The sequence below is a fragment of the Pseudomonas sp. NPDC089530 genome (assembly GCF_050280705.1).
GTDB lineage: Bacteria > Pseudomonadota > Gammaproteobacteria > Pseudomonadales > Pseudomonadaceae > Aquipseudomonas.
The window spans coordinates 28,606-53,869 of sequence record NZ_JBNNVU010000039.1; the positions used below are offsets into that span (position 1 = coordinate 28,606).

The following is a 25,264-nucleotide window of genomic DNA, read 5'->3' on the forward strand; positions in this document are numbered from 1 at the left end:
CGCAGAAGGTTTGAGGAACTTGCCCGCAGAAAGTGGGCTCAGGCACAAAGTAGTGAGAAAAATTAGAATCGGCACCCTAACCAATGTCATGAAAGGCTGGGTGCCCGCTGCAAAAGCCGGCGGGCCAACGAGGCTGTTCCAGAGGTCATTGCGACACCCTCGATCGCCGGCAAACCGACCTTCGCCACAGCGGCTCAGACCAGGGCTTTATCCAGGGCCTTTTCGATTTCCGACTTGATCATGCCGCTCATGGCGGACATCAACAGGCCCAGTTCGACATCGACCCGGATCGAATCGTCGCCCACCCGCACCGCGCCTTTGACTCCGGAACGCTTGAGGTTCAGGGTATCGCCCGACCACTGCGGCTCCAGGCCATACTGATCGGCCAGTTTCTGCGCCAATTGGTCAGCCTTTTCGCGGGCTGCTTCCTTACCCAGGCCATGGGCACGCTCAACACTTATATGGGCCATTGAATGACTCCTGCTTTATCGGGACTTGCCTGAAGCGTCTTGAACTGCGCTGCGTCAAAACGCCCCGGCGCTGCACTATCTTACATTCAGCCTTGCCAAGACAAAGGCCGCCACCGGGATTAGAATGTCCCGCATTCTTTTTTGGTGACCGCGATATGACTGACCAGCGCAAAGGCAGCGATGCCGAACCCACCACTCACTTCGGCTTCAAAAACGTTCCGGAAAGCCAGAAGGCGGAAAAAGTCGCTGAGGTATTCCACTCGGTAGCCGCCAAGTACGACCTGATGAACGACGTCCTGTCCGGCGGCATGCATCGCCTGTGGAAACGCTTCACGATCGAGTTGTCCGGCGTACGCCCTGGCAATCGCGTGCTGGACATCGCCGGCGGCACCGGTGACCTGACCCGCAAGTTTTCCCATCTGGTCGGCCCTACCGGGCAGGTGGTGCTGGCGGATATCAACGCCTCCATGCTCAAGGTCGGTCGCGACCGCCTGCTCGACAAGGGCGTGGCCGGCAATATCGAATTCGTCCAGGCCGACGCGGAAAAGCTGCCCTTCCCGGACAACCATTTCGACGTGGTGACCATCGCCTTCGGCCTGCGCAACGTGACCCACAAGGAAGAAGCCCTGCGTTCGATGCTGCGGGTGCTCAAGCCCGGTGGCCGCCTGCTGGTGCTGGAGTTCTCCAAGCCGACCAACGCGCTGATGTCCAAGGTCTACGACGCCTATTCGTTCGCCTTCATGCCGCTGGCCGGCAAGCTGATCACCAACGACTCGGAAAGCTATCGCTACCTGGCCGAATCGATCCGCATGCACCCGAACCAGGAAACCCTGAAGTCGATGATGGTCGAGGCCGGTTTCGATCGCGTGACCTATCACAACATGACCGCGGGCATCGTCGCCCTGCACCGCGGCATCAAGCCCTGATGTTGCTCAGCGGCCTGCTCGCCAGCGTCGAACACGGCCTCAACCGTGTCCTGCGCCTCGACAGCACGGCTTTGCCACGCTTGCAGTATTTGAACGGCAAGGTGATTGCCGTCGATTGCCGCAGCCCGAGCGTGCAGCTGTTCATCATTCCCGGCGATGAGGGGCTGACCCTCGCCGCGCATTGGGCGGCCGACGTCGATTGCACCCTGCGCGCGCCGGCTTCCAGCCTGGTACGCCTGGCCCTGAGCCGGGACAAGACCGCGGTGCTGCACAGCCCCGAGGTCGAGCTGGAGGGCGACAGCGGCGTGCTGCTGGAACTGGCCGCCATCCTCCAGGACCTGGAGCTGGACTGGGAGTACGAACTCTCGCGCTGGCTGGGCCCGGTGGCCACCCAGTTGTTCAGCGGCCATGTGCGCAGCCGCGCGCGCTGGTATCGCCAGGGTTTCGCCAGCCTGAACCAGAACCTCGCCGAGTACCTGGCCGAAGAGTCGCGCACCCTGGTGGGCCAGCGCGAAGCCGAAGCCCGTTTCAGCGAACTGGACCGGGTCAAGCTCGACCTGGAACGCCTCGAGGCGCGCTTCGAGCGCCTTTCCCGATCCCTTGACCCAAGCGATAACGCATGAAGCTGCTTGCCGTCCGCCGTTTGTTGCGCATCCAGCGCGTCGTGATCCGCTACCGCCTCGATGACCTGCTGTTCGCCCTGCCCCTGCCCTGGTTCCTCCTGGCGCTGCGCTATGCCTTGCCCTGGCGCTGGTTCCCGCGCAAGCTGCTGGAGCTGAGCCGCGGCGCGCGCCTGCGCCTGGCCCTGCAGGACCTGGGGCCGATCTTCATCAAGTTCGGGCAGATTCTCTCGACCCGTCGCGACCTGCTGCCCGAAGACATCGCCGACGAGCTGATGCTGCTGCAGGACCGCGTACCGCCCTTCGACTCGAAGACCTCGGTAACCCTGATCGAGGAACAGCTGGGCAAGAAGATCGACGAGGTGTTCAGCCGCTTCGACATCGAGCCCCTGGCCTCCGCCTCGGTGGCGCAGGTCCACGCCGCCCAGCTCAAGAGCGGCGAAGAAGTGGTGGTCAAGGTCATCCGCCCAGGCCTCAAGCCGGTCATCGCGCAGGATCTGGCCTGGCTGTTCATCCTCGCCCGCGCCGCCGAAAAGGTCTCGGCCGACGCCCGCCTGCTGCACCCGGTGGACGTGGTCAGCGATTACGAAAAGACCATCTACGACGAACTCGACCTGCTGCGCGAGGCGGCCAACGCCAGCCAGCTCAAGCGCAACTTCGACGGCTCGCCGCTGCTCTACGTGCCACAGGTCTACTGGGACTGGTGCCGGCCGAAAGTACTGGTCATGGAGCGCATCTATGGGATCCAGGTGACGGACCTGGCGACCCTGGCCGACCAGCGCACCGACATGAAGATGCTCGCCGAGCGTGGCGTGGAGATCTTCTTCACCCAGGTGTTCCGCGACAGTTTCTTCCATGCCGACATGCACCCCGGCAACATCTTCGTCAGCACCGTGCAGCCCTGGAGCCCGCAGTACATTGCCATCGACTGCGGCATCGTCGGCAGCCTGACCCCGGAAGACCAGGACTACCTGGCCCGCAACCTGTTCGCCTTCTTCAAGCGCGACTATCGCCGAGTGGCGCAGTTGCACATCGATTCGGGCTGGGTTCCGGCCGAGACCAAACTCAACGAATTCGAAGCGGCGATCCGCACCGTGTGCGAACCGATCTTCGAAAAACCGTTAAAAGATATTTCCTTCGGCCAGGTGCTGATGCGCCTGTTCCAGACCGCTCGCCGCTTCAACATGGAAGTGCAGCCGCAGCTGGTGTTGCTGCAAAAGACCCTGCTGAACATCGAAGGCCTGGGTCGCCAGCTGTATCCGGAACTGGACCTGTGGAACACCGCCCAGCCGTTCCTCGAACGCTGGATGCGCGAGCGCGTCAGCCCGAAAGCCTTGCTGGGCAACCTGCACAGCCAGGTCGAGCAGTTGCCGCACCTGGCCAGCATGACCCGCGACCTGCTCGAACGCATGTCCCAACCCCATGCCCAGGACCCTTCGCCACCCTGGCAGCGGCGTAAGGACGACTGGTTCCTGCGTCTTCTGGGCACGGCGCACCTGGGCACTGGCGCGATCCTCGCGGCAGGCGGCCCCCTGCACGAGCTGGGTTACTGGCCGGCCGGCATCATGATGGCCGTAGGCTTGTATCTGGTCGTGCGCCGATAGCCAGCAAGGCCGGTGGCTGTCACACTGTTTTCCATCGCCGAGGCTCGACGAGCACGTCGAACCCTGTTGTCGGAGTCGAAGATGAAAGATTGGCTGGACGAGATCAAATGGGACGCTGACGGCCTGGTGCCGGCCATCGCCCAGGATCACAAGACCGGGCGCGTGCTGATGATGGCCTGGATGAACCGCGAGGCCCTGTGCCTGACCGCCGCCGAAAACCGTGCCATCTACTGGTCACGTTCGCGTGGCAAGCTATGGCGCAAGGGCGAAGAGTCCGGGCATGTACAGAAGCTTCACGAAATGCGCCTGGACTGCGATGCCGACGTCATCATCCTGATGGTCGAACAGATCGGCGACATCGCCTGCCACACAGGCCGCCAGAGCTGCTTCTACCGCGTCTATGAAAACGGCGGCTGGAAAACGGTCGACCCGGTACTCAAAGACCCGCACGCGATCTATCAAGCAGGACACTGAAATGAGCGATACCCTGACCCGTCTGGCCCAGGTGCTGGAAGAGCGCAAAGGCGCCGCCGCCGACACCTCCTATGTCGCCAGCCTGTATCACAAGGGCCTGAACAAGATTCTGGAGAAAGTCGGCGAGGAATCGGTGGAAACCATCATCGCCGCCAAGGATGCCGCCAGCAGCGGCGACTGCAGCGATGTCATCTACGAAACCGCCGACCTGTGGTTCCATACCCTGGTCATGCTCGCCCAGCTGGGGCAGCATCCGCAGGCCGTTCTCGATGAACTGGACCGGCGCTTCGGATTGTCCGGACACGCCGAGAAAGCCTCGCGCCCGTCCGCCTGAACATCATTTAGAGAGGAAACGCAGCATGGGCATTTTTGACTGGAAACACTGGATCGTCATTCTGGTTGTCGTGGTGCTGGTGTTCGGCACCAAGAAACTGAAAAACCTCGGTACCGATGTCGGCGAATCGATCAAAGGCTTTCGCAAGGCCATGAACGACGACGAGAAGCCGGCCGAACCCGCAGCGCCATCGACCGCCCAGCCTGCCGCGCCGGTTCAACCGCAAAACGCGCCGCTGAACCAGCCGCACACCATCGACGTGCAGGCGCAGAAAGTCGAAGAGCCGACCCGCAAAGACTCGTGAGCACTGACTAATGTTTGGTATCAGCTTCTCTGAACTGCTGCTCGTCGGCCTGGTGGCCCTGCTGGTGCTCGGCCCCGAGCGTCTGCCGGGCGCCGCGCGCACGGCTGGCCTGTGGGTCGGCCGCTTGAAGCGCAGCTTCAACGCGATCAAACAGGAAGTTGAACGGGAAATCGGTGCCGATGAAATTCGTCGGCAACTGCACAACGAACACATTCTGTCGCTGGAGCAGGAAGCACGGAAAATCCTCAATCCGACCCAGCAACAGCCGACGCCGGTGGAGCCCGTGGCCGAGCCGGGCACTCAGGCGCCCGCCACGGCACCTGAAGCCCCAGCCAGCCCTGCCGCCGCTGCGGCGCCTGCCCCGGCCGAACCGGTTGCGCCTGTCGCGCCAGCCCCCCACGACTCCACTTTGCCGCCGCGAGCCCCATGAGCGATATTCCGGAAAACGACCAACACATGCCGCTGGTGTCGCACCTCACCGAGTTGCGCACCCGGTTGCTGCGCTGCGTGGCGGCGATCTTCCTGATCTTCGCCGGGCTGTTCGCCTTCACCCAGCAGATCTACACCATCGTCTCCACGCCCCTGCGCCAATACCTGCCGGCGGGCGCGACGATGATTGCCACCGACGTGGCGTCGCCGTTCCTGACCCCGCTCAAGCTGACGATGATGGTGTCGCTGTTCCTGGCGATCCCGGTGATCCTGCACCAGATCTGGGGTTTCATCGCCCCCGGCCTGTACAAGCATGAAAAACGCATCGCCGTGCCGCTGCTGGTCTCCAGCATCCTGCTGTTCTATATCGGCATGGCCTTCGCCTACTTCCTGGTGTTCCCGCTGATCTTCAAGTTCTTCGCCTCGGCCACCCCGGCCGGCGTGGAAATGATGACCGACATCACCAGCTACCTCGACTTCGTCATGACCCTGTTCTTCGCCTTCGGCGTGGCGTTCGAGATCCCGGTGGCGGTGGTCCTGCTGGTGTGGATCGGCGTGGTCGACGTCGCCTACCTGAAGAAAATCCGTCCGTACGTGATCATCGGCTGCTTCGTGGTCGGCATGATTCTCACCCCGCCGGACATCTTCTCCCAGACCCTGCTCGCGGTACCGATGTGGCTGCTGTTCGAGATCGGCATCCTGTTCGGCAGCCTGATCAGCAAGCGTGGCGACCATCCGGACGACAAACCGGCCGAAGACCACAACGACCAACCGCCAGCGACCCAAGCGTGAACCTGCTGCTGCTCGAGGAGGCCGACTTCATCGCGGCCGACCGGGCGATCCTGCGCGATCGCCGCCTGACCCACATGCAGGAAGTCCATCGGGCCGCGGTGGGCGACAGCCTGCGGGTAGGCCGGATCGGCGGTCTGATGGGGTCCGCCGAACTGCTGCGCCTGGAGGCCCGGGAAGCCGAACTGCAAGTGCGCCTCGACCAGCCGCCGCCAGCCAAGCTGCCGCTGACCCTGGTGCTGGCCCTGCCCCGCCCGAAAATGCTCCGCCGGGTGCTGCAGACCGTCGCCGCCATGGGCGTGCCCCGGCTGGTGCTGGTGAACAGCTACCGGGTCGAGAAAAGCTTCTGGCAGACCCCCTTCCTCGAACCCGAGGCGATTCGCGAGCAACTGATCCTCGGCCTGGAGCAGGCGCGCGACAGCGTGTTGCCAGAAGTGGTCATCGAAAAACGCTTCAAACCCTTCGTCGAGGACCGCCTGCCGGCATGGGTCGAAGGCACCCTGGGGCTGGTGGGCCACCCTGGCCAGTATCCGGCCTGCCCTCGCGGCCTGGATGAGCCGGTGACCCTGGCCATCGGCCCGGAAGGCGGCTGGATCCCTTACGAAATCGACCTGTTGGGCAAGGCCGGCCTGCAACCGGTACAGCTCGGCGAACGCATCCTGCGGGTCGAGACCGCCGTCACCGCCCTTCTCGCCCGCCTGTTCTGATCCCCCGCCCATTGAGCCCGCGATGACGCCGTGCCTGACACGACGCTATCGCGGGCAAGCCTCGCTCCGACACCTGCACGAACGCTTCAGATTTATCTGATGCAGCCGATAGTCTCTCTATAAAACCCAATAATGGTCCAAGGGAGTTCGCGGCATGTACCGTTGGTTAGCCCAGAGTCTGGGAAATGTGAGCGTCAACCTCAAACTCGGCATTGGCTTCGGTCTGGTGCTGCTACTGACCCTGCTGATTACCGTGACGGGCTGGACGGGCCTGGGCAGCGTGATCGATCGCGGCGACAAACTGGGCTACATCTCCAGCCTCAACGAGCTGACCAAGGACCTGCGCAACGCGCGCCTGGACTATGAAATGCGCCGCGGCGAACAAGGCCCGGGGCCGGTCAACGACCTGCTGAGCAAGCTCGACGAAGGCCTGCAAAGCGCGCGCAAGATGATGGTAATGCCCGAAAGCCTGGCCATGGTCGACCAGCAGATCGCCGCTGTCGGCGAGTACAAGCTGGCCTTCGCCGACATCACCCGCGCCACCGCCGGCCGCGAAGCCGCCCGCGCCAAGCTGGGCGCCACCGCCGACAACGCCGTGGCCCGGGTGGCCGAGGTGGAAAAATCCCTGCTGCAGGGCGACAGCGTGGCGCAATTCAACAGCGTCATCGACCTCAGCAAGCTGATCCAGCAGGCGCGCTTCCAGGTCCGTGGCTACACCTACAGCGGCAAGGCCGAGGCCGAACAACCGGCGCTGGACGCCATCGACAACGCCCTGGCTTACCTCGCCAGCCTGCCGGCCAAGCTGCCGGAGCATCATCTGGCCAACCTGCAACAGGCCACCGACTCCCTGAAGGGCTACCGCGCCGCGGTCAGCGAATTCCGCGACGCCCAGGTGGCCAGCGCCGCCGCTCTCAAGCGCATGGCGGCCCAGGGCGATCGCCTGATGGAAATCAGCAAGCAGCTGACCATTGCGCAAACCGAGGTACGCGACAGCGACGCCGCCCAGGCCAAGAGCACCCTGGCCATCGTCACGGCGCTGGCCCTGCTGTTCGGCCTGATCGCTGCCGCGAGCATCACCCGGCAGATCGTCACCCCTCTGCGCCAGACCCTTCAGGTGGTCGAGCGTGTCGCCTCGGGCGACCTCAGCCAGGACCTGCAGGTGGAGCGCCGCGACGAACTCGGCCAACTGCAACGGGCCATGCAGCGCATGACCCAGAGCCTGCGCGAACTGATCGGCGGCATCAGCGACGGCGTCACCCAGATTGCCAGCGCCGCGGAACAGCTGTCGGCCGTGACCGAACAGACCAGCGCCGGGGTCAACAACCAGAAAGTCGAGACCGACCAGGTCGCCACCGCCATGAATGAGATGGCCGCCACGGTCCAGGAAGTCGCGCGTAACGCCGAAGAAGCCTCGGAAGCGGCGGTCGCCGCCGATCAGCAGGCCCGCGAAGGCGACAAGGTGGTGGGCGAAGCGATCGCACAGATCGAGCGCCTGGCTGCCGAGGTCGGCAACTCCACCGAGGCCATGAGCCACCTGAAGCAGGAAAGCGACAAGATCGGTAGCGTGTTGGACGTGATCAAGTCGGTCGCCCAGCAGACCAACCTGCTGGCCCTCAACGCCGCCATCGAAGCCGCCCGCGCGGGGGAAGCCGGCCGTGGTTTCGCCGTGGTCGCCGACGAGGTGCGCAGCCTGGCGCAGCGCACCCAGAAGTCCACCGAAGAGATCGAAGAACTGATCGTCGGCCTGCAGAACGGCACCCAGGAAGTGGCCACCATCATGGACAACAGCCGCAACCTGACCGACAGCAGCGTCGAACTGACCCGGCGCGCCGGTGGTTCCCTGGAAAACATCACCCGTACCGTGTCGGCGATCCAGTCCATGAACCAGCAGATCGCCGCCGCTGCCGAACAACAGAGCGCGGTGGCCGAGGAAATCAACAGAAGCGTGCTGAACGTGCGCGATGTGTCCGAACAGACCTCGGCAGCCAGCGAGGAAACTGCGGCCTCCAGCGTCGAGCTGGCGCGCCTGGGGACCCATCTGCAGACCCTGGTGGGACGCTTCCGGGTTTAAAGGACGGCAGGCCTGTAGCCGCTGCCGAGCGCAGCGAGGCTGCGATCGCCCCAAAGGGGCGCGGCGATTCCGAGGTCGCCGAAGGTTCGGCGGGAGATCGGGAACCAAGGCCCTGCGGGCCTTATCGCAGCCTCGCAAGCTCGGCAGCGGCTACGGGCGTATTCCAGGCAACTACCGGGGTTACAGGACCTGACGCAGGAAGGCCTGGGCTCGCGGGTCCTTCGGTGCGTCGAAGAACTCGGCTGGCGAGGCGTCTTCCAGCAGTTTGCCGTGATCGAAAAACAGCACCCGGTCCGCCACTTCCCGGGCAAAGCCCATTTCGTGGGTCACGCAGACCATGGTCATGCCTTCCAGGGCCAGGGTTTTCATCACGTCCAGCACTTCGCCGACCATTTCCGGGTCCAGCGCCGAAGTCGGCTCGTCGAACAGCATGACCTTGGGCTCCATGGCCAGCGCCCGGGCGATGGCCACGCGCTGCTGCTGGCCGCCGGAGAGGCGCGACGGGAACTCATGGGCCTTCTGCGCGATGCCGACCTTCTCCAGCAGTGCCAGGGCCTTGGCCTCGCGCTCCTGCTTGCCGCGCTTGCGCACCACCTTCTGCGCCAGGCAGAGGTTGTCCAGCACGGTCATGTGCGGGAACAGGTTGAAATGCTGGAACACCATGCCGACTTCGCGGCGGTAGGCGTTCACATCGGTCTTCGGGTCGGCCAGTTGCAGGCCATCGATGCTCACCGAGCCGGAGTCGAACTGCTCCAGGCCGTTGAGGCAGCGCAGGAAGGTCGACTTGCCGGAGCCGGACGGGCCGATCACCACCAGCACTTCGCCCTTGGCCACGTTGGTGCTGACGCTATCCACCGCGCGGACCACCTGACCCCGGGCGTCGAAGACTTTTACCAGATCGCGGACTTCAATCACTTTGCGCGAGCCTCCGCTCAAGCCGGCTGGCCATCTTCGACAGCGGCAGGTTGATCAACAGGTACAGGGCCGCCACACAGAACAGGATCTCGAACGGCGAAAACGAGGTGGTGATGACTTCCCGGCCGCTCTTGAGCAGCTCGGTGATGGCGATCACCGACACCAGCGAAGTGTCCTTGACCAGGCTGATGAACTGCCCCGCCAGCGGTGGCAGCACGCGCTTGAAGGCCTGTGGCAGCACCACATGGCGCATCGACTGGCTGGCATTCAGGCCCAGGGAACGGGCCGCTTCGTTCTGGCCACGGGCGATCGACTGCACGCCGGCGCGGACGATTTCCGCCACATAGGCCCCGGTGAACAGCGACAGTGCGGCGATCCCGGCGAACTCCCGGGACAGGTTCAGCACGGTACCGATGAAGAAATAGAAAATGAAGATCTGCACCAGCAGCGGCGTACCGCGCACCAGCTCGACATAAAGGGTCGACAGATCCCGCAGGGTCGGGTTGTTCGAGAGCCGGCAGAGCCCGGTCGCCAGGCCGATGAACAGCCCCAGCACGCCGGACACCACCGACAGCCACAGGGTGGTCCACAGCCCCAGCAGCAGCGGCCCGGCCGCCCAGTGGCGGGTCACGCCGATCACATCGCCTTCGGCCACATCGTCGCCGCGGGCGACCTGCAGGCTGCTCTCGTCGACCGTCAGCCGTTGCTCGTCGCCGGCATCGTTGCGCAGCGTGACCTCGGCCTGGCCGCCTTTGCGCACCAGTTCGCTGACGGTGGCAATGTCCGACGCCCGCTGCGATTCCTCGGCCTGGTAGGCGAAGTACTGCGGCACGCGATTCCAGCGCCATTCATAGGACATCAGCGAGGTGGCGTAATACAACGCGCCCGCCAGGCCGATCAGCACCAGCACGGTCAGTACGTGCCAGGGCCATTGGGCTTTTTTCTGTTTGATCACTTTGCAGGTTCCAGCTGTGTGCAGCGGGGGGAGGTTCTGTGTTGCCGATCAGGACGCCATCGCGAGCAAGCCCGCTCCTACACAGAGCACGCTGGCCCGCGATCGACCGTGCGGCGGTCGCCCAGGCCTTATTCCATGTCCTTGAGCCACTCGGTGCTCTTGAACCACTTGTCATGGATACGATCGTAGGTGCCGTCTTCGTGGATCTGGTGCAGGAAGTTGTTGATGAAGTTGATGCTGTCGTAGTCGCCCTTCTTCAGGCCGAAGGCCAGGGGCTCGTAGGTGAACGGCTTGTCGAGGAAGACCAGCTTGCCGTTGCCGACCTTGCTCAGCGCCACCACGTTGTACGGGGCGTCGTAGATGAAGGCGTCGGCCTTGCCGTTGACCACGTCGAGTACCGCTTCCTGCTCGTTGTCGTAGCCGTGGTACTTGGCCTTGGCGATCAGCTTCTTGGCGACCATTTCGCCGGTGGTGCCCAGCTTGGAGGTGATGCGGTAATCGGCGGTGTTCAGGTCCTTATAGGACTTGACGGTGCCTTCCAGCTCCTTGCGGATCAGCAGGGTCTGGCCGACCACGATGAAGGGTTCGCTGAAGTTCAGGCGCAGGTTGCGCTCCTGGGTCAGGGTCATGCCGCTGCCGATCATGTCGAACTTGTCGGTCAACAGGGCCGGGATGATGCCGTCGTAGCCGGTGGATACCAGCTCGAGCTTGACGCCCATGGCCTTGGTCATGGCCTTGAGGATGTCGACCTCGAACCCGATGATCTCGCCGCGCTTGTTGGTCATCTCGAACGGCATATAGGTCGGGTCCATGCCGACTTTCAGCGAGCCGCGCTTGACCGCATCATCGATGGCGCCAGCCTGGGCGGCATTGACCGCCACCAAAGCCGTGACGCCGAGCAGCAGCATCGAGAGATACTTCTTCATCTTCAAGTCCCCTGAACCCATTTTATTGTGAGGCGAACCCGCGACAGGTTTTCCTTGGAAAACCGATGGATACGGGCACCAGGAAGGCCCGCTCGCAGCAATTCGGGGTGCGATGCTAACTCACCCGACCGTTTGCACAAGGGCCTAAGCAGGATTTGTTGTTACAGACGGGGAGCGATAAAAGCCGGGCCCACAAACAACAACGCCCTTGAGTGGGTCTCAAGGGCGCTGTCATCAGGCCGGTTGGGCGATTGCCGCTTGCGGTCGCAACGGCAACAACGGTGCATGGGGATCTTCATCCACCGATTGCCGCCAGGCGCCCAGCCAGTCGGCGAGACCTTCGCTCCAGACCTGCTCGTGCAGGCGGGCCAGGGCCACCGGGTCGCTCAGCAGCGCCAGGCGCTCGCCGTTGTTCAGCGCTGCCGGCCCTACCTTCACGGCATGCCGCACCCGTTCGATGCGCAACCACTCGATCGGCTCGGCCTGGCCGTGCCGGGAGGTCGCCAGGGCGCAGGCCAGGGCGTTCTGCTGCGGATCGACCACGGCCCGGATGAAACCGTCGTTCAGCGCATGCCAACGGTTTTCATGGGTGTACTGGTCGGTGGACAGCAGCTCCTGGGGCGGCGCGTATTCCTCGGGAATCAGGAACAGGTTCTCGTCGCGGGACTTCAGGCCCAGGCCGACCCGGCTGGAAATCACCGACACCGGAATCGACAGCATCAGCGAACCGACGATCGGCACCAGCCACCAGAGGAAGCTCGGGTTCAGCCAGATCACCAGCAGCGCCCAGCAGAAGCCCAGCAGGGTCTGCGGACCATGGCGGCGCACCGCTTCGCTCCACGGCGTGGAGTCGTCGTCACGTTGCGGCGAGTTCCAGGTCGCGGCCCAGCCGAGGAACGCGGCCAGCACGAAACGGGTGTGGAAGATCATCCGCACCGGCGCCAGCAGCATGGAGAACAGCATCTCCAGGAGCATCGACAGGGTCACCTTGAACTTGCCGCCGAACTCTTTCGCGCCCTTGGCCCAGATCAGGATGATGCTCAGCAGCTTCGGCAGGAACAGCAGCACGATAGTGGTCGAGAACAGCGCGATCGCCTTGTCCGGATGCCATTGCGGCCACAGCGGATAAAGCTGGCGCGGCTCCAGGAAGTACTGCGGCTCCATCAGGGTGTTGACCGCCAGCAGGGCCGTCGACAGCACCAGGAAGAAAAACCACAGCGGCGCCGACAGGTAGGACATCACCCCGGTGAGGAACACCGCACGGTGCACCGGGTGCATGCCCTTGACCAGGAACAGGCGGAAGTTCATCAGGTTGCCGTGGCACCAGCGACGGTCGCGCTTGAGCTCGTCCAGCAGGTTCGGCGGCAGCTCTTCATAGCTGCCCGGCAGGTCGTAGGCGATCCACACGCCCCAGCCGGCACGCCGCATCAGTGCCGCTTCGACGAAGTCGTGGGACAGGATCGCCCCGGCGAACGCGCCTTTGCCGGGCAACGGCGCCAGGGCGCAGTGCTCGATGAACGGCTTCATGCGGATGATCGCGTTGTGGCCCCAGTAGTGGGACTCGCCCAGCTGCCAGAAGTGCAGGCCGGCGGTGAACAGCGGACCGTAGACCCGGGTGGCGAACTGCTGCATGCGCGCATACAGAGTGTCCATGCCCGAGGCTTTCGGCGCGGTCTGGATGATGCCCGCGTCCGGCGTGGCTTCCATCAGGCGCACCAGGCTGGTCAGGCATTCGCCGCTCATCACGCTGTCGGCGTCGAGTACGACCATGTACTTGTAGTCGCCACCCCAGCGCCGGCAGAAGTCGTCGAGGTTACCGCTCTTGCGCTTCACCCGACGGCGACGGCGGCGATAGAAGATCTTGCCGAAACCCTTGGTTTCGCGGCAGACGTCCAGCCAGGCCTGTTGCTCGGCCACGCAGATATCGGTGTCGTTACTGTCGCTGAGCACGAAGAAATCGAAACGGTCCAGGTCCCCGGTGGCCGCGACCGACTCGAAGGTCGCTCGCAGGCCGGCGAACACCCGCGGCACGTCTTCGTTGCAGATCGGCATCACCAGCGCGGTACGGGCATCCTGGGGGATCGGCTCGTTGCCGGCGCTTTTACCGGAAATGCGGTACTTGTCATGCCCGGTGAGCAGCTCGAGGAAACCCATCAGCGCGGTCCAGAAACCGGCCGAGACCCAGCAGAACAGGATGCCGAACAGAATCAGGATGCTGGTCTGCAAGGCGTACGGCAGGACCTGGGTCGCGGTCTGCATCAGCGGCTGATGCAGGACTTCTTCCAGGTCGACGAACGACCAGCCCTGGTACGGCATGATGCCTTTCATGTACCAGCCGGCGACGATGGTCTGGCCGAGCATCAGCAACAGCAGGATATAGCGACGGATCGAACCCACGGTGCGCCAGCGCGCCGCCGGCAACACCCGCTCATCCTTCTTCGGCGCCGGCGGGTTGGTGCGCCCGGTCAGACGCCGCCAGATACGCACCAGGACATTGGTGCGCCATGGCTCGGGAACCACCTTGGTCCGACGGATCGGCGGCGTGGCCTTGAGGCACACGCGACCGCTGGCGTCGATCGCCAGCATCTCGGCCTCTTCCAGTTCCTCGGCGGAATTGAGGGTCAGCCGGCGGCCCACCGAGGCCTGGGCGGCATCGGTGGGTGCGTCGAAGGTCGCGGACGACAGGCGTTCGTGCAGTTCGCTGAAGGACTTGCAGCCCGCGAGTTCCGCGCGCTGCTCATCGGTCATTGGCAGGTGCGCCAGGTACTCGGCAAGAGTCTCTGGCTGGGTTTGAGAGTTACTCATCGGCAGGCAACTGGTAGCTCCAGGTCTCGGTCAGGACTTGCTCGGTCGGGACAGATTCCGGTGTGGCTGGGGCCGCCTCGGCAGCAGGCTGCTTGGCGTCTTTATGGTTCTTGGCGTCCTTGGCCGGCTTGGCTTCAGCCTGCTTGGCATCCGCCTCTTTCTTCTCCTGCTGCTTGGCCGCGACCTTGTCGGCCTTGGCGATCGAGGAGCTGGAAGCCGGCACGGCCTTGGCCGGCTCGACAGGCGCGGCGTTCTTGACCAGGGCCGCACGCATCTCGGTGGCCTTGCTCGGGTCCTTGATCTTCATCCGCAGGGTCAGGCGCCAGCCCTTGGTTTCAGGGTTGTAACGCACGCTGTTTTCCACCAGCTCGGCGTTGTCGCCGACGCTGACCTGGCTGCGCACTTCGGTGTCTTCCGGCAAGGCCGCGAGGGACGGGCCCTGGAAGTCCACCAGGTAGGCCACGCTGCCGTCCGGCTGGCGGATCAGGTTGGATTGCTTGACGTCACCGGTGGAACGCAGGGTCTGCTCGACCCAGGAGCTGTCCGGCGAATGCAGGGACGCTTCGTCGATGGTCCAGTGCAGGCGATAGGCGAAATCGAACGGCTGGCCTGGCTCAGGCTGCTTTTCCGGGCTCCAGAAAGCCACGATGTTGTCGTTGGTTTCGTCCGCGGTCGGGATCTCTACCAGGTCGACGGTGCCTTTGCCCCAGTCGCCCTTCGGCTCGATCCAGGCGCTTGGGCGCTTGTCGTAGCGGTCGTCGAGGTCTTCGTAGTGGCTGAAGTCACGGCCACGCTGCAGCAGGCCGAAACCACGCGGGTTCTCCACCGAGAAGTTGCTCACGGCCAGGTGTTTCGGGTTGTTCAGCGGACGCCAGATCCACTCGCCATTGCCGGCATGGATCGACAGGCCGCTGGAGTCGTGCAGCTCGCGACGGTAGTTGAGGACCTTCGACGGCTGGTTGGCGCCGAACAGGAACATGCTGGTCAGCGGGGCGATGCCCAGCTTGCCGACCTTGTCACGCAGGAACATCTGGGCCTTGACGTCGACGATGGTGTCGCTGCCCGGACGCAGGGTCAGGCGATAGGCGCCAGTGGCGCGCGGCGAATCCAGCAGGGCGAAGATCACCAGGTGCTTGTCGGTCGGCTTGGGTTGCTGGATCCAGAACTCGGTGAAGCGCGGGAATTCCTCACCGGACGGCAGTGCGGTATCGATGGCCAGGCCACGGGCCGAAAGACCATAGACGTGCCCCTTGCCGACGACGCGGAAGTAGCTCGCGCCGAGCATGGTCATGATTTCGTCCTGCTTGTCCGCCTTGTTGATCGGGTACAACACGCGGAAACCGGCGTAGCCGAGCTGCTCGGTGGCCTTGGGATCGAACTTGAGGTCGCCGAAATCGAAACGACTCGCGTCGTATTTGATTTCTTCGACGGTGTTCGCCGTGATTTCGTTGATTTTCACCGGCGTGTCGAAATGCATGCCCTGGTGATAGAAGGACAGCTTGAATGGGGTCTTCTGCTTGGCCCATTCGGCCTTTTCGGTCAGGAAGCGGATTTTCTGATAGTCCGCGAATTTCATCTCGCGAAATTCGTTCGGCAGGTTACTGCGCGGGGCCTCGTACTTCTGCGCGGCCAGATCCTTCGCCTTGGCCGATACATCATCCAGATTGAATGCCCAGAGTTGGCCTGCGCTGAGCATGCACAGCAGTGCAGAGCCTGTCAGCAGTGCGTTTCGTAACCGTTTGGCAGACAATTTTGGTGCATTACAGGGACTAACAATCACGAGCAACCCTCGCCGAAAAACAGATCAAAAAACCAACGGCCAGCTATCTATGTGCCAGGTTGGCGAGCATTGTTCCGACTCCGATGGGGCTAAATGATTCCCCAAACGGTTCCGAACAAGTCTCTACATAAGTCAAAAACGGACCAACGAACGCTGATCCCCGTAGCGCGCGATTATCTAGTAGGCCGCGTTACAACGCATCAGGGGCGAACAAGTATTTATCGTGAAAAATGCCTGTTTCTGATCAGTTTCGACCGAAAAAGATGTTTCAAGCACTTTCACGTCTGTAACAGGAAGGTTACCGGGCCATCATTGACCAGATGGACCTGCATATCCGCCCCGAAGCGCCCTGATGCTACTTTGCCATGCAACTGTTGCGCCTTGCACAACAGATAGTCAAAAAGTTCTTCGCCGAGAGCCGGTGGCGCGGCCGTGGAAAAGCTCGGGCGCAAGCCGCTCTTGGTGTCCGCGGCCAGGGTGAATTGCGAAACCAGCAGCAAGCCACCTTCCACATCGGCCAGGGACAAATTCATCTTGCCCTCGGCATCACTGAACACCCGATAGTTAAGCAGCTTGTTGAGCAGTTTGTCGGCACTGGCCCGAGTATCCTCGGGCTCCACCGCGACCAGCACCAGCAACCCCTGATCCACCGCGCCGACGATTTCGCCCGCCACTTCGACCCGCGCGCCACGCACGCGCTGCAACAGGCCCTTCATGCTTCTTCGGGCGGCAGGTCGAGCAGGCGCCGGGCCATCTTGTTCGCGGCACGCACCAGGGCATCGGTGATCCCCGGCTCGGACGCGGCGTGGCCGGCGTCGCGGATCACCTGCAGCTCGCTGTTCGGCCAGGCCTGGTGCAGTTCCCAGGCGTTGTCCAGCGGACAGATCACGTCGTAGCGGCCATGCACGATCACGCCCGGCAAGTGGGCGATCTTGTCCATGTCGCGAATCAGCTGGTTCGGCTCGAGGAAGGCATGGTTGGTGAAGTAATGGCATTCGATCCGGGCGATCGACAGCGCGCGCTGCGGCTCGGAGAAACGATCGACCACCAGCGGGTTCGGCCGCAGGGTGGCGGTGCGCCCCTCCCAGATCGACCAGGCCTTGGCCGCGTGCATCTGGGCGATCTGGTCGTTGCCGACCAGGCGCTTGTGGAAGGCCGCGAGCAGATCGTCGCGCTCGTCCAGCGGGATAGGCGCCACGTAGTCCTGCCAGTAGTCGGGGAACAGGCGGCTGGCGCCGGCCTGGTAGAACCATTCGATTTCCTGCGGACGGCACAGAAAGATCCCCCGCAGAATCAGGCCATGGACCCGCTCGGGATGGGTTTGCGCGTACGCCAGGGCCAGGGTCGAGCCCCAGGAACCGCCGAACACCACCCATTTTTCGATGCCCAGGTGCAGGCGGATCCGCTCGAGGTCGGCGACCAGGTCCCAGGTGGTGTTGTTTTCCAGGCTGGCGTGCGGCGTGGAACGCCCGCAACCGCGCTGGTCGAAGGTAACGATGCGATACAGGTTCGGATCGAAATAGCGGCGACTCTGGGCATCGCACCCGGCTCCCGGACCGCCGTGGATGAACACCACCGGCAAGCCTTCCGGGGAACCGCTTTCGTCGACATACAGCACATGGGGTTCGTCGACGGCCAGATCGTGCCGGGCATAGGGTTTGATCTGCGGGTACAAAGTCTGCATTGCGCGCTCCGTATGGGGTTGAGGTCATCCCTGGGGGGACTTCAATTATTCTGCCGTCCGGCATCATAAACCCGAATTACGGAATGAGCATGTCCTTGGAAAAAATGCGGTTGTTCAGCGCCCCTCGGAAAGCCAGGCGCATCTGTAGCCGTTGCCGCAGGCGGCAGCGGCTACAGGTTTGCCCTCGGTTTCAGCGCCCGTAACGCTTCTGTCCCCAGGCCAGCAGCCCTTGCAGCAGTTGCTTGAGCACCGCCTGGGTCGGCGCCGCCAGGTCGTCGCGGTAGCGGAACGGCTCGAACTCTTCCATATAGGTGCTCTGCGCCAGCTCCAGTTGCACGGCATGGATGTTTTCGGCCGGATTGCCGTAATGCCGGGTGATATGGCCGCCTTTGAAACGACCGTTGAGCACATGGCTGTAGTTGTCGTGGCGGGCGCAGATCGCTTCCAGCTGGCTGGCCAGCTCGACATCGCAACTGGCGCCATTGAAGGTGCCCAGGTTGAAGTCCGGCAGCTTGCCTTCGAACAAATGCGGAATCAGCGAACGGATCGAGTGCGCATCGAACAGCAAGGCATAGCCGAACTCGGCCTTCAGCCGCGCCAGCTCCTGCTGCAGGGTGCGGTGATAAGGGGTCCAGACCTGCTCCAGGTAAGTGGCGCGCTCCTGCTTCGACGGCTCCAGCCCCTCGCGGAACAGCGGCACGCCGTCGAACAGCGTGGCCGGGTACAAGCCAGTGGTGGCGCCGACATATAAAGGCTTGTCGTCGGACGGACGATTGAGGTCGATGACAAAGCGCGAATACTCGGCTGCCAGGGTGCTGGCGCCCAGTTCCTCGGCGAAGGCATAGAGCTGCGGAATGTGCCAGTCGGTGTCCGGCAGGCTTTGCGCCTCGGGGATCAGCCCGGCCTCGACCGCCGGGGTCAGGCGCAGGCCGGCGTGGGGCATGCTGATCAGCAGCGGTACCCGGCCTTGTTTGAAGTTCAGAACCTTATCCACAAGCCTTCTCCTATAAGTCCACTTCAACGCCGTGGCGCACGACGCGTTTTTCCAGGTCGCCGCCCAGCCAGTAGGCCAGGTCGGCGGGGCGATCGATCTGCCAGGCGACGAAGTCCGCCACCTTACCGGCCTCCAGCGAACCGTGGGTCCGGTCCATACCCAGCGCGGTAGCCGCGTGCAGGGTCACCCCCGCCAGGGCCTCTTCCGGGGTCATGCGGAAACAGGTGCAGGCCATGTTCAGCATCAGGCGCAGGGACAACGCCGGCGAAGTGCCGGGGTTGAGGTCGCTGGCCACGGCGATCTTCACCCCGTGCTTGCGCAGGGCGTCCATCGGCGGCAACTGGGTTTCCCGCAGGAAATAGAACGCCCCCGGCAGCAGCACGGCGACGGTGCCGGCCTGGGCCATGGCGATGGCGTCTTCCTCGGTCATGAACTCCAGGTGGTCGGCCGACAACGCGTGATAACGCGCCGCCAGGCTGGAACCATGCAGTGACGACAGCTGCTCGGCGTGCAGCTTCACCGGCAGGCCGAGCTTCTGCGCGGCAACGAACACCCGCTCCACCTGCTCCGGCGAGAACGCCAGGTACTCGCAGAACGCATCCACCGCGTCCACCAGCCCCTCGGCGGCCAGGGCCGGGAGCATTTCGCTGCAGATGTGCTCGATATAGTCGTCCGCGCGCTCGGCGTACTCCGGCGGCAAGGCGTGGGCCGCCAGGCAGGTGCTGCGCACGCTGACCGGCAGCTCGGCGCCCAGGCGCCGGATCACCCGCAGGATCTTGCGTTCGCTGGCCAGGTCCAGGCCATAGCCGGACTTGATCTCGACACTGGTGACACCGTCGCGCAGTAGGCTCTTCAAGCGTTTCTGCGCGCTGGCGAACAGTTCATCCTCGCTCGCCGCCCGGGTGGCCCGGACGGTGCTGGCGATGCCGCCACCGGCCGCGGCGATCTCGGCGTAGCTCACCCCTTGCAGGCGTTGCTCGAACTCGCCGCTGCGGTTGCCGCCAAACACCGTATGGGTGTGACAGTCGATCAGGCCCGGGGTGACCCAGGCCCCCGCCAGGTCATGCAGCTCGGCGTAGTCGCCGGCCGGGACCTGATCGCGCGGGCCGATCCACTCTATGAGCGCTCCTGACGTCACGATGGCAGCATCCTCGATGATCGAGTAAGTACCTTGCGCCATGCTTGCGACATGGCAGTGTTGCCAGAGAGTTTTCATCCAGGGCCTCCGTGGTTATCGATGAGAAAAAGAAGGGTCGCGCTTGACCAGCGCCGCCTGCCCGGCAGCGGGCTTGACCCAGATCAGGTACGCCAGCACCAGCAGGGCGATCCAGACCACGCCGACGATCAGTGCCGCCTGGGTGTCCGGGAAGTAGCCCAGCACGCCGAAGATGAACAGCATGAAGGCAATCGCCGCCATCGGCGCATACGGCCAGAACGGCACCGGGAACTTCAGCTGCGCCACCTGCTCGGCGGTCATGGAACGACGCATGGCCACCTGGGTGAAGAGAATCATCAGCCAGACCCAGACCGTGGCGAAAGTAGCGATCGACGCGATCAGCAGGAAAACGTTCTCCGGAATCAGGTAGTTCAGCAATACCCCCAGCAACAGGGCGATGCTCATGACTACAACAGTCATCCACGGCACGCCGTAGCGCGACAGCTGGGCAAAGCCCTTGGGCGCCTGCCCTTGCTGGGCCAGGCCGTACATCATGCGGCCGGCGCCGAAGATGTCGCTGTTGATCGCCGACACCGCCGCCGAGATCACCACGATATTGAGGATGGTCGCCGCCGAGCCGATACCCAGGTTGGAGAAGATCTGCACGAACGGACTGCCCTGGGTACCGATCTGCTGCCACGGGAAGATGGCCATCAGGACGAACAGGGTCAGCACGTAGAACAGCAGGATCCGCAGCGGCACGGCGTTGATCGCCTTGGGCAGCACGCGATCCGGGTCCTTGGCTTCACCCGCGGTGACGCCAATGATTTCGATGCCGCCAAAAGCAAACATCACCACGGCAAAGGAGGCGATCAGGCCACCGACGCCGTTGGGCATGAAGCCGCCGTGTTCCCACAGGTTGCTGATGCCGGTCACCGCCGAAGCCGATGAACTGCCGATACCGAACAGCATGATGCCGAAACCGCCCAGAATCATGGCGACGATGGCGCCGACCTTGAGCAGCGACAGCCAGAACTCCATCTCGCCGAACACTTTGACGTTGCACAGGTTCAGCCCGCCGATCAGCGAGACGATACCGAGTACCCAGATCCAGCGCGGTACGTCCGGGTACCAGAACCCCATATAGATGCCGAAGGCCGTGACGTCGGCCAGGCCGACGATGACCATCTCGAAGGCATAGGTCCAACCGAGAATAAAACCGGCCATCGGTCCCAGATAGGTGCTGGCGTATTGACCGAACGAGCCGGACACCGGGTTGTGCACGGCCATCTCGCCCAGCGCGCGCATCACCATGAACACCGCGGCGCCACCGATCAGGTAGGCCAGGAGCACCGCGGGGCCGGCCATCTGGATGGCCGAGGCAGAACCATAAAACAGCCCGGTGCCGATCGCCGACCCCAGTGCCATGAAGCGAATATGTCGGGCGGATAGCCCGCGTTTCAATCCTTGAGCTTGCTGCTGCATTTCCCGCTCCTAATTATTGTTATCGGAGAAAACCCAAACCGTAACCGCTGCCGGGGTACGAGGCTGCGAAGCGGTCCGCAGGACCACCCTCACATCGCAGCCTCGTGCCCCGGCAGCGGCTACAGGCATGGGGTTACAGGCTCGGCAACAGCTTGGCCAGTACCAGGTCGTTCAGGCAACGGGATGCCAGCAACGCGCTCGCGGCCTCGATGTCCGGCGCGAAGAAGCGGTCCTTCTCGTAGTACGGCACTTTGCTGCGCAGGGTGCCACGGGCTTTTTCCAGCTTGGCCGAGGTCTTCAGGCCGTCACGCAGGTCCAGGCCCTGGCAGGCTGCCAGCCATTCCACGGCGAGGATGCCACGGGTGTTCCCGGCCATCTCCCACAGGCGCTTGCCAGCGGCAGGCGCCATGGACACGTGGTCTTCCTGGTTGGCCGAAGTCGGCAGGCTGTCCACCGAGTGCGGATGGGCCAGCGCCTTGTTTTCGCTGGCCAGGGCCGCAGCGGTCACCTGGGCGATCATGAAGCCGGAGTTGACCCCGCCATTGGCCACCAGGAACGGCGGCAGCTGGGACATGTGCTTGTCCATCATCAACGAAATGCGGCGCTCGCTCAGGGAGCCGATTTCGGCGATGGCCAGGGCAATGTTGTCGGCGGCCATGGCCACCGGCTCGGCGTGGAAGTTACCACCGGAGATCACGTCACCCTCGGCGGCGAACACCAGCGGGTTGTCGGACACAGCGTTGGCTTCGATCACCAGCACCTCGGCGGCCTGGCGGAACTGGGTCAGGCAGGCGCCCATGACTTGCGGCTGGCAACGCAGAGAGTACGGATCCTGCACCTTTTCGCAGTTCTCGTGCGACTTGGAGACTTCGCTGCTGTCGCCCAGCAGGTCGCGGTAGGCCGCGGCGGTGTCGATCTGACCTTTCTGGCCACGGGCGGTATGAATCCGTGCATCGAACGGCGAACGCGAGCCCAGCACGGCCTCGACGGTCAGGCCGCCGCAGGCCAGGGCGCCGGCGAACAGGTCTTCGCCTTCGAACAGGCCGCGCAGGGCAAAGGCGGTGGACACCTGGGTGCCGTTGAGCAGCGCCAGGCCTTCCTTCGCCGCCAGGGTCAGCGGCTTGAGGCCTGCCACGCTCAGCGCTTCGGTCGCGTTCAGCCACTGTCCCTTGTAACGGGCCTTGCCTTCGCCCAGCAGCACCAGGGACATATGGGCCAGCGGCGCGAGGTCGCCGGAAGCGCCAACCGAGCCCTTGAGCGGGATGTGCGGGTACACCTCGGCATTGATCAGGGCGATCAGCGCGTCGATCACCTGGCGGCGGATACCGGAGAAGCCGCGGCTCAGGCTGTTGACCTTGAGCACCATGATCAGGCGCACCAGATCGTCGCCGATCGGCTCGCCGACGCCGGCGGCATGGGACAGCACCAGGGAGCGCTGGAGGTTTTCCAGGTCTTCGCTGGCGATGCGGGTCGAGGCCAGCAGGCCGAAACCGGTGTTGATGCCATAGGCGGTGCGGTTTTCGGCAATGATTTGCTCAACGCAGGCGACGCTGGCGTCGATCTGCGCCGAGGCGCTGTTGTCGAGACTGAGCGTTACCGGCTGCTGGAAGACGGCCCGCAGTTGAGCCAGGGTCAGTTGGCCGGGAATCAGATTTAGTGCAGTCACATTTATGCTCCTTTTGAGAGTTTGTTGTTAACGACCAGTCGCTCCGGAAGTCTCCGTTATCCGTCGCCGCCCGCTTTTTGAGCGGGTGGCGCCTTGGCACGCTGGTTTTGTGGAAACCGTTGTCGTTGAAAAACCGTTCTTGCAGGGCGTTGCTCAATGCACGCCCGGTAACACCTCTTGCAGCAAGGCCGGGGCCTTGAGCAGCGCCGCGGCACGGGCGATGTCCGGTGCCAGCCAGCGGTCCTGGTCATAGGCCGGAATGTGCCGGCGCAGCAACTTCCAGGCGGCGTCGGTGCCGGCACCGAAACGCTGGTCCTTGAGGAATTCGAAGGCCTGGGCGGCCAGCAGGTACTCGATGGCGAGAATCTGGGTGCAGTTGTCCAGCGCACGGTGCAGCTTCAGCGCAGCATTGGTGCCCAGGCTCAGGTGATCTTCCTGCAGGCCCGAGGTGACGTAGTTGTCGAGCACCGCCGGCTGTGCCAGCTGGCGGTTTTCCGCGCACAACGAGGCGGCCACGTACTGCACGATCATCATCCCGGAGTTGACCCCCGGGTTACTCACCAGGAACGCCGGCAGACCACTGACGTGCGGGTTGATCAGACGGTCCAGGCGCCGCTCGGCGATCGAGCCGATCTCGGCCATGGCCATCGCCAGCAGGTCCGCCGCCAGGGCCACCGACTGACCGTGGGGGTTGGCCTGGGACATCACCCGGTACTGGTCCGGCGTACCCAGCAACATCGGGTTGTCGGTGACCGAGTTGAGCTCGGTTTCGATCTGCTGCGTCGCATGGGCCAGCTGATCGCGGGCCGCGCCATGAACCTGCGGGATGGAACGGATGCTCAGCGCGTCCTGGGTGCGGATCCCCTTGCTGGCAGCGATCACTTCGCTGCCGTCGAGCAGGCCGCGCAGGTTGCGCCCCACTTGCTGCATGCCCGGGTGCGGCTTGAGCGCGATGATCTCGGCATCGAACGCGGCGATCTGCCCGCGCTGGGCCTCGAAACTCATGGCGCCGATCACATCGGCCCACTGCACCAGGCGCGTGGCGTCGGCCAGGGCCAGGCAACCCAGCCCGGTCATGCACGGCGTGCCATTGACCAGGCACAGGCCGTCCTTGGCCCCCAGTTGCACCGGCTTCAGGCCTTCCGCCGCCAGCGCCTGCTCGGCCGGGACGACCTGCCCGCGATAGCTGACCTGGCCGACGCCCAGCAAGGCGATGCCGATATGCGCCATGTGGGTCAGGTAACCCACCGAACCCTGGGACGGCACTTGCGGGGTGATCCCGCGATTGAGCAAAGCCAGCAGCGCCTCGACCACTTGCCGATGGATGCCGGACTTGCCGTGGCTGTAATTGACCACCGCGGCGCAGAGAATCGCCCGGGTCTGCTCGTCGCGTAGCGGCGCGCCCACGCCACAGGCATGGCTGAGCAAGGTGTTGCGCGACAGTTGGCTGAGCTGTTCGTCCGCAAGGGAAACGTTGCACAGCGCACCCAGGCCGGTGTTGACGCCATAGGCGCGCTCGCCGCTGACGACGATGCGCTGGACGATGGCCTGGGCATTGTCGATGCGCGCCCAGGCCTGGGCCGACAGCTCCAGCTGCGCCCCCTGCCGCGCCACCGCGACCACATCCTGCCAACGCACCGGGGCGTCGGCGATAACGATTTTTCCAGCCAGCGACATATTCGACCTCATGGGTACGACTTGAACATTGATGCAGCCTTAGCGCCGCCTTCGCGGGCAAGCCTCGCTCCTACAGGAAGCCAGGCCCGCCCCACCCTTCAAACCACCGCCGCGCGCCGCTGCACGAAACGGTCGACGTACTCGTCCGCCGGCGAATGCAGGATCTCTTTCGGCGTGCCGACCTGGATCAGCCGGCCGTCCTTGAGGATCGCGATGCGGTTGCCTGCTGCAGGGCGTTGCCGGTCGGGCAGGTGTTGAGGAAGGCGTTCAGCGCTTCGTGGTACCACTGGAACAGGCGCTCTTGCGGGCTGGTTTCCAGGTACGGCACATGCAGTTCGATCACGTGTTTCTGGCCGATCCGGTCGAGACGGCCAATCCGCTGCTCCAGCAGGTCCGGGTCTGGAGGGCCCTGGTACTCGGGTTTACCGTGGCTTGAGGAGCGCGACACAGGGAGCGCGAGCAGGCTCAGGAGTGAACACAATGTCCAGCGTTA

Annotated in this window: 23 protein-coding genes and 3 pseudogenes; 11 read left to right on the forward strand and 15 right to left on the reverse strand. The window is 63.9% G+C overall.

All coding sequences use genetic code 11. The features are described from left to right. Positions 1–194 precede the first annotated feature (194 nt). Complete coding sequence (locus ACQKQA_RS16415; RefSeq protein ID WP_427559464.1) at positions 195–470, reverse strand: polyhydroxyalkanoic acid system family protein; 276 nt, start codon at positions 468–470, stop codon at positions 195–197. A 155-nt stretch (positions 471–625) separates the two neighbouring features. On the opposite strand from ACQKQA_RS16415, the gene ubiE reads away from it, so the two are divergent. The 11 genes and pseudogenes from ubiE (at position 626) to ACQKQA_RS16470 (ending at position 8,728) form a co-directional block, all read left to right on the forward strand. Further along, on the forward strand, positions 626–1,396 hold the full coding sequence (ubiE, locus tag ACQKQA_RS16420) for a bifunctional demethylmenaquinone methyltransferase/2-methoxy-6-polyprenyl-1,4-benzoquinol methylase UbiE (protein ID WP_427559466.1): 771 nt from the start codon (positions 626–628) through the stop codon (positions 1,394–1,396). After that, the gene (locus tag ACQKQA_RS16425; protein ID WP_427559469.1) at positions 1,396–2,019 is read left to right on the forward strand and encodes a ubiquinone biosynthesis accessory factor UbiJ; all 624 of its coding nucleotides are present in this window, start codon (positions 1,396–1,398) and stop codon (positions 2,017–2,019) included. The genes ubiE and ACQKQA_RS16425 overlap by 1 nt, the downstream gene beginning before the upstream one ends. Further along, on the forward strand, positions 2,016–3,620 hold the full coding sequence (ubiB, locus tag ACQKQA_RS16430) for a ubiquinone biosynthesis regulatory protein kinase UbiB (protein ID WP_427559471.1): 1,605 nt from the start codon (positions 2,016–2,018) through the stop codon (positions 3,618–3,620). The genes ACQKQA_RS16425 and ubiB overlap by 4 nt, the downstream gene beginning before the upstream one ends. Before the next feature lie 81 nt (positions 3,621–3,701). Continuing rightward, entirely contained in the window at positions 3,702–4,094 is a 393-nt protein-coding gene (hisI, locus tag ACQKQA_RS16435; RefSeq protein ID WP_427559475.1) for a phosphoribosyl-AMP cyclohydrolase, read from the forward strand. Between the two features lies 1 nt (position 4,095). Beyond that, on the forward strand, positions 4,096–4,428 hold the full coding sequence (locus ACQKQA_RS16440; protein WP_044460753.1) for a phosphoribosyl-ATP diphosphatase: 333 nt from the start codon (positions 4,096–4,098) through the stop codon (positions 4,426–4,428). Between the two features lie 25 nt (positions 4,429–4,453). Then, on the forward strand, positions 4,454–4,732 hold the full coding sequence (locus tag ACQKQA_RS16445) for a twin-arginine translocase TatA/TatE family subunit (protein ID WP_427559479.1): 279 nt from the start codon (positions 4,454–4,456) through the stop codon (positions 4,730–4,732). A gap of 10 nt (positions 4,733–4,742) precedes the next feature. Further along, a complete protein-coding gene (gene tatB, locus ACQKQA_RS16450; protein WP_427559482.1) occupies positions 4,743–5,162 on the forward strand; it encodes a Sec-independent protein translocase protein TatB in 420 nt (139 codons plus the stop codon). Next, entirely contained in the window at positions 5,159–5,953 is a 795-nt protein-coding gene (tatC, locus tag ACQKQA_RS16455) for a twin-arginine translocase subunit TatC (RefSeq protein WP_427559485.1), read from the forward strand. Before tatB ends, tatC begins: the two co-directional genes overlap by 4 nt. Further along, complete coding sequence (locus tag ACQKQA_RS16460) at positions 5,950–6,657, forward strand: 16S rRNA (uracil(1498)-N(3))-methyltransferase (protein ID WP_427559488.1); 708 nt, start codon at positions 5,950–5,952, stop codon at positions 6,655–6,657. The genes tatC and ACQKQA_RS16460 overlap by 4 nt, the downstream gene beginning before the upstream one ends. A gap of 154 nt (positions 6,658–6,811) precedes the next feature. After that, positions 6,812–7,825: pseudogene (locus ACQKQA_RS16465) on the forward strand (methyl-accepting chemotaxis protein); the annotation flags it as partial. Positions 7,826–8,023: 198 nt separating this feature from the next. Then, a complete protein-coding gene (locus ACQKQA_RS16470) occupies positions 8,024–8,728 on the forward strand; it encodes a methyl-accepting chemotaxis protein (protein WP_427559526.1) in 705 nt (234 codons plus the stop codon). Positions 8,729–8,908: 180 nt separating this feature from the next. Here the strand turns inward: ACQKQA_RS16470 and ACQKQA_RS16475 are convergent, their stop codons facing one another. The 14 genes and pseudogenes from ACQKQA_RS16475 to ACQKQA_RS16540 form a co-directional block, all read right to left on the reverse strand. After that, positions 8,909–9,643, reverse strand: a complete 735-nt coding sequence (locus ACQKQA_RS16475; RefSeq protein ID WP_427559491.1) for an amino acid ABC transporter ATP-binding protein — start codon at positions 9,641–9,643, stop codon at positions 8,909–8,911. Further along, complete coding sequence (locus tag ACQKQA_RS16480) at positions 9,636–10,595, reverse strand: amino acid ABC transporter permease (protein ID WP_427559529.1); 960 nt, start codon at positions 10,593–10,595, stop codon at positions 9,636–9,638. The genes ACQKQA_RS16475 and ACQKQA_RS16480 overlap by 8 nt, the downstream gene beginning before the upstream one ends. Before the next feature lie 131 nt (positions 10,596–10,726). Then, entirely contained in the window at positions 10,727–11,524 is a 798-nt protein-coding gene (locus ACQKQA_RS16485; protein WP_427559494.1) for a transporter substrate-binding domain-containing protein, read from the reverse strand. Positions 11,525–11,758: 234 nt separating this feature from the next. Continuing rightward, positions 11,759–14,329: a glucans biosynthesis glucosyltransferase MdoH gene (gene mdoH / locus ACQKQA_RS16490; protein ID WP_427559496.1), complete on the reverse strand. Its 2,571-nt coding sequence runs from the start codon at positions 14,327–14,329 to the stop codon at positions 11,759–11,761. Beyond that, a complete protein-coding gene (locus ACQKQA_RS16495; RefSeq protein WP_427559498.1) occupies positions 14,322–16,109 on the reverse strand; it encodes a glucan biosynthesis protein G in 1,788 nt (595 codons plus the stop codon). The genes mdoH and ACQKQA_RS16495 overlap by 8 nt, the downstream gene beginning before the upstream one ends. 278 nt (positions 16,110–16,387) lie before the next feature. Beyond that, on the reverse strand, positions 16,388–16,825 hold the full coding sequence (gene dtd / locus ACQKQA_RS16500; protein ID WP_427559501.1) for a D-aminoacyl-tRNA deacylase: 438 nt from the start codon (positions 16,823–16,825) through the stop codon (positions 16,388–16,390). Further along, positions 16,822–17,793 (reverse strand): prolyl aminopeptidase, encoded by a 972-nt coding sequence (gene pip / locus ACQKQA_RS16505; RefSeq protein WP_427559504.1) that lies wholly within the window; start codon positions 17,791–17,793, stop codon positions 16,822–16,824. The genes dtd and pip overlap by 4 nt, the downstream gene beginning before the upstream one ends. A gap of 190 nt (positions 17,794–17,983) precedes the next feature. Next, complete coding sequence (hutG, locus tag ACQKQA_RS16510) at positions 17,984–18,787, reverse strand: N-formylglutamate deformylase (protein ID WP_427559507.1); 804 nt, start codon at positions 18,785–18,787, stop codon at positions 17,984–17,986. A gap of 10 nt (positions 18,788–18,797) precedes the next feature. Further along, a complete protein-coding gene (hutI, locus tag ACQKQA_RS16515; RefSeq protein WP_427559510.1) occupies positions 18,798–20,003 on the reverse strand; it encodes an imidazolonepropionase in 1,206 nt (401 codons plus the stop codon). A 15-nt stretch (positions 20,004–20,018) separates the two neighbouring features. Beyond that, positions 20,019–21,428 carry an amino acid permease gene (locus ACQKQA_RS16520; RefSeq protein ID WP_427559513.1) on the reverse strand — a complete coding sequence of 470 codons (1,410 nt, stop codon included), beginning with the start codon at positions 21,426–21,428 and terminating at the stop codon, positions 20,019–20,021. A 133-nt stretch (positions 21,429–21,561) separates the two neighbouring features. Then, positions 21,562–23,094, reverse strand: a complete 1,533-nt coding sequence (gene hutH / locus ACQKQA_RS16525; RefSeq protein ID WP_427559516.1) for a histidine ammonia-lyase — start codon at positions 23,092–23,094, stop codon at positions 21,562–21,564. Positions 23,095–23,247: 153 nt separating this feature from the next. Next, positions 23,248–24,771, reverse strand: a complete 1,524-nt coding sequence (gene hutH, locus ACQKQA_RS16530) for a histidine ammonia-lyase (RefSeq protein ID WP_427559520.1) — start codon at positions 24,769–24,771, stop codon at positions 23,248–23,250. Positions 24,772–24,869: 98 nt separating this feature from the next. Next, a pseudogene (locus tag ACQKQA_RS16535) lies at positions 24,870–24,995 on the reverse strand (glycine betaine/L-proline ABC transporter ATP-binding protein); the annotation flags it as partial. After that, positions 24,980–25,177: pseudogene (locus ACQKQA_RS16540) on the reverse strand (hypothetical protein); the annotation flags it as partial. The pseudogenes ACQKQA_RS16535 and ACQKQA_RS16540, both read right to left, overlap by 16 nt. Positions 25,178–25,264: the final 87 nt, after the last annotated feature.

What these genes read in the sequence shown, in the direction of transcription:
- ACQKQA_RS16445 (WP_427559479.1), top strand. Translation starts at nt 4,454, where the DNA reads ATGGGCATTTTTGACTGGAAACACTGGATCGTCATTCTGGTTGTCGTG.
- ubiB (WP_427559471.1), top strand. Translation starts at nt 2,016, where the DNA reads ATGAAGCTGCTTGCCGTCCGCCGTTTGTTGCGCATCCAGCGCGTCGTG.
- dtd (WP_427559501.1), bottom strand. Translation starts at nt 16,825, where the DNA reads ATGAAGGGCCTGTTGCAGCGCGTGCGTGGCGCGCGGGTCGAAGTGGCG.
- ACQKQA_RS16520 (WP_427559513.1), bottom strand. Translation starts at nt 21,428, where the DNA reads ATGCAGCAGCAAGCTCAAGGATTGAAACGCGGGCTATCCGCCCGACAT.
- hutH (WP_427559520.1), bottom strand. Translation starts at nt 24,771, where the DNA reads ATGTCGCTGGCTGGAAAAATCGTTATCGCCGACGCCCCGGTGCGTTGG.
- ubiE (WP_427559466.1), top strand. Translation starts at nt 626, where the DNA reads ATGACTGACCAGCGCAAAGGCAGCGATGCCGAACCCACCACTCACTTC.
- mdoH (WP_427559496.1), bottom strand. Translation starts at nt 14,329, where the DNA reads ATGAGTAACTCTCAAACCCAGCCAGAGACTCTTGCCGAGTACCTGGCG.
- tatC (WP_427559485.1), top strand. Translation starts at nt 5,159, where the DNA reads ATGAGCGATATTCCGGAAAACGACCAACACATGCCGCTGGTGTCGCAC.
- ACQKQA_RS16470 (WP_427559526.1), top strand. Translation starts at nt 8,024, where the DNA reads ATGGCCGCCACGGTCCAGGAAGTCGCGCGTAACGCCGAAGAAGCCTCG.
- hutI (WP_427559510.1), bottom strand. Translation starts at nt 20,003, where the DNA reads ATGAAAACTCTCTGGCAACACTGCCATGTCGCAAGCATGGCGCAAGGT.
- tatB (WP_427559482.1), top strand. Translation starts at nt 4,743, where the DNA reads ATGTTTGGTATCAGCTTCTCTGAACTGCTGCTCGTCGGCCTGGTGGCC.
- hisI (WP_427559475.1), top strand. Translation starts at nt 3,702, where the DNA reads ATGAAAGATTGGCTGGACGAGATCAAATGGGACGCTGACGGCCTGGTG.
- ACQKQA_RS16440 (WP_044460753.1), top strand. Translation starts at nt 4,096, where the DNA reads ATGAGCGATACCCTGACCCGTCTGGCCCAGGTGCTGGAAGAGCGCAAA.
- ACQKQA_RS16425 (WP_427559469.1), top strand. Translation starts at nt 1,396, where the DNA reads ATGTTGCTCAGCGGCCTGCTCGCCAGCGTCGAACACGGCCTCAACCGT.
- ACQKQA_RS16485 (WP_427559494.1), bottom strand. Translation starts at nt 11,524, where the DNA reads ATGAAGAAGTATCTCTCGATGCTGCTGCTCGGCGTCACGGCTTTGGTG.
- ACQKQA_RS16415 (WP_427559464.1), bottom strand. Translation starts at nt 470, where the DNA reads ATGGCCCATATAAGTGTTGAGCGTGCCCATGGCCTGGGTAAGGAAGCA.
- pip (WP_427559504.1), bottom strand. Translation starts at nt 17,793, where the DNA reads ATGCAGACTTTGTACCCGCAGATCAAACCCTATGCCCGGCACGATCTG.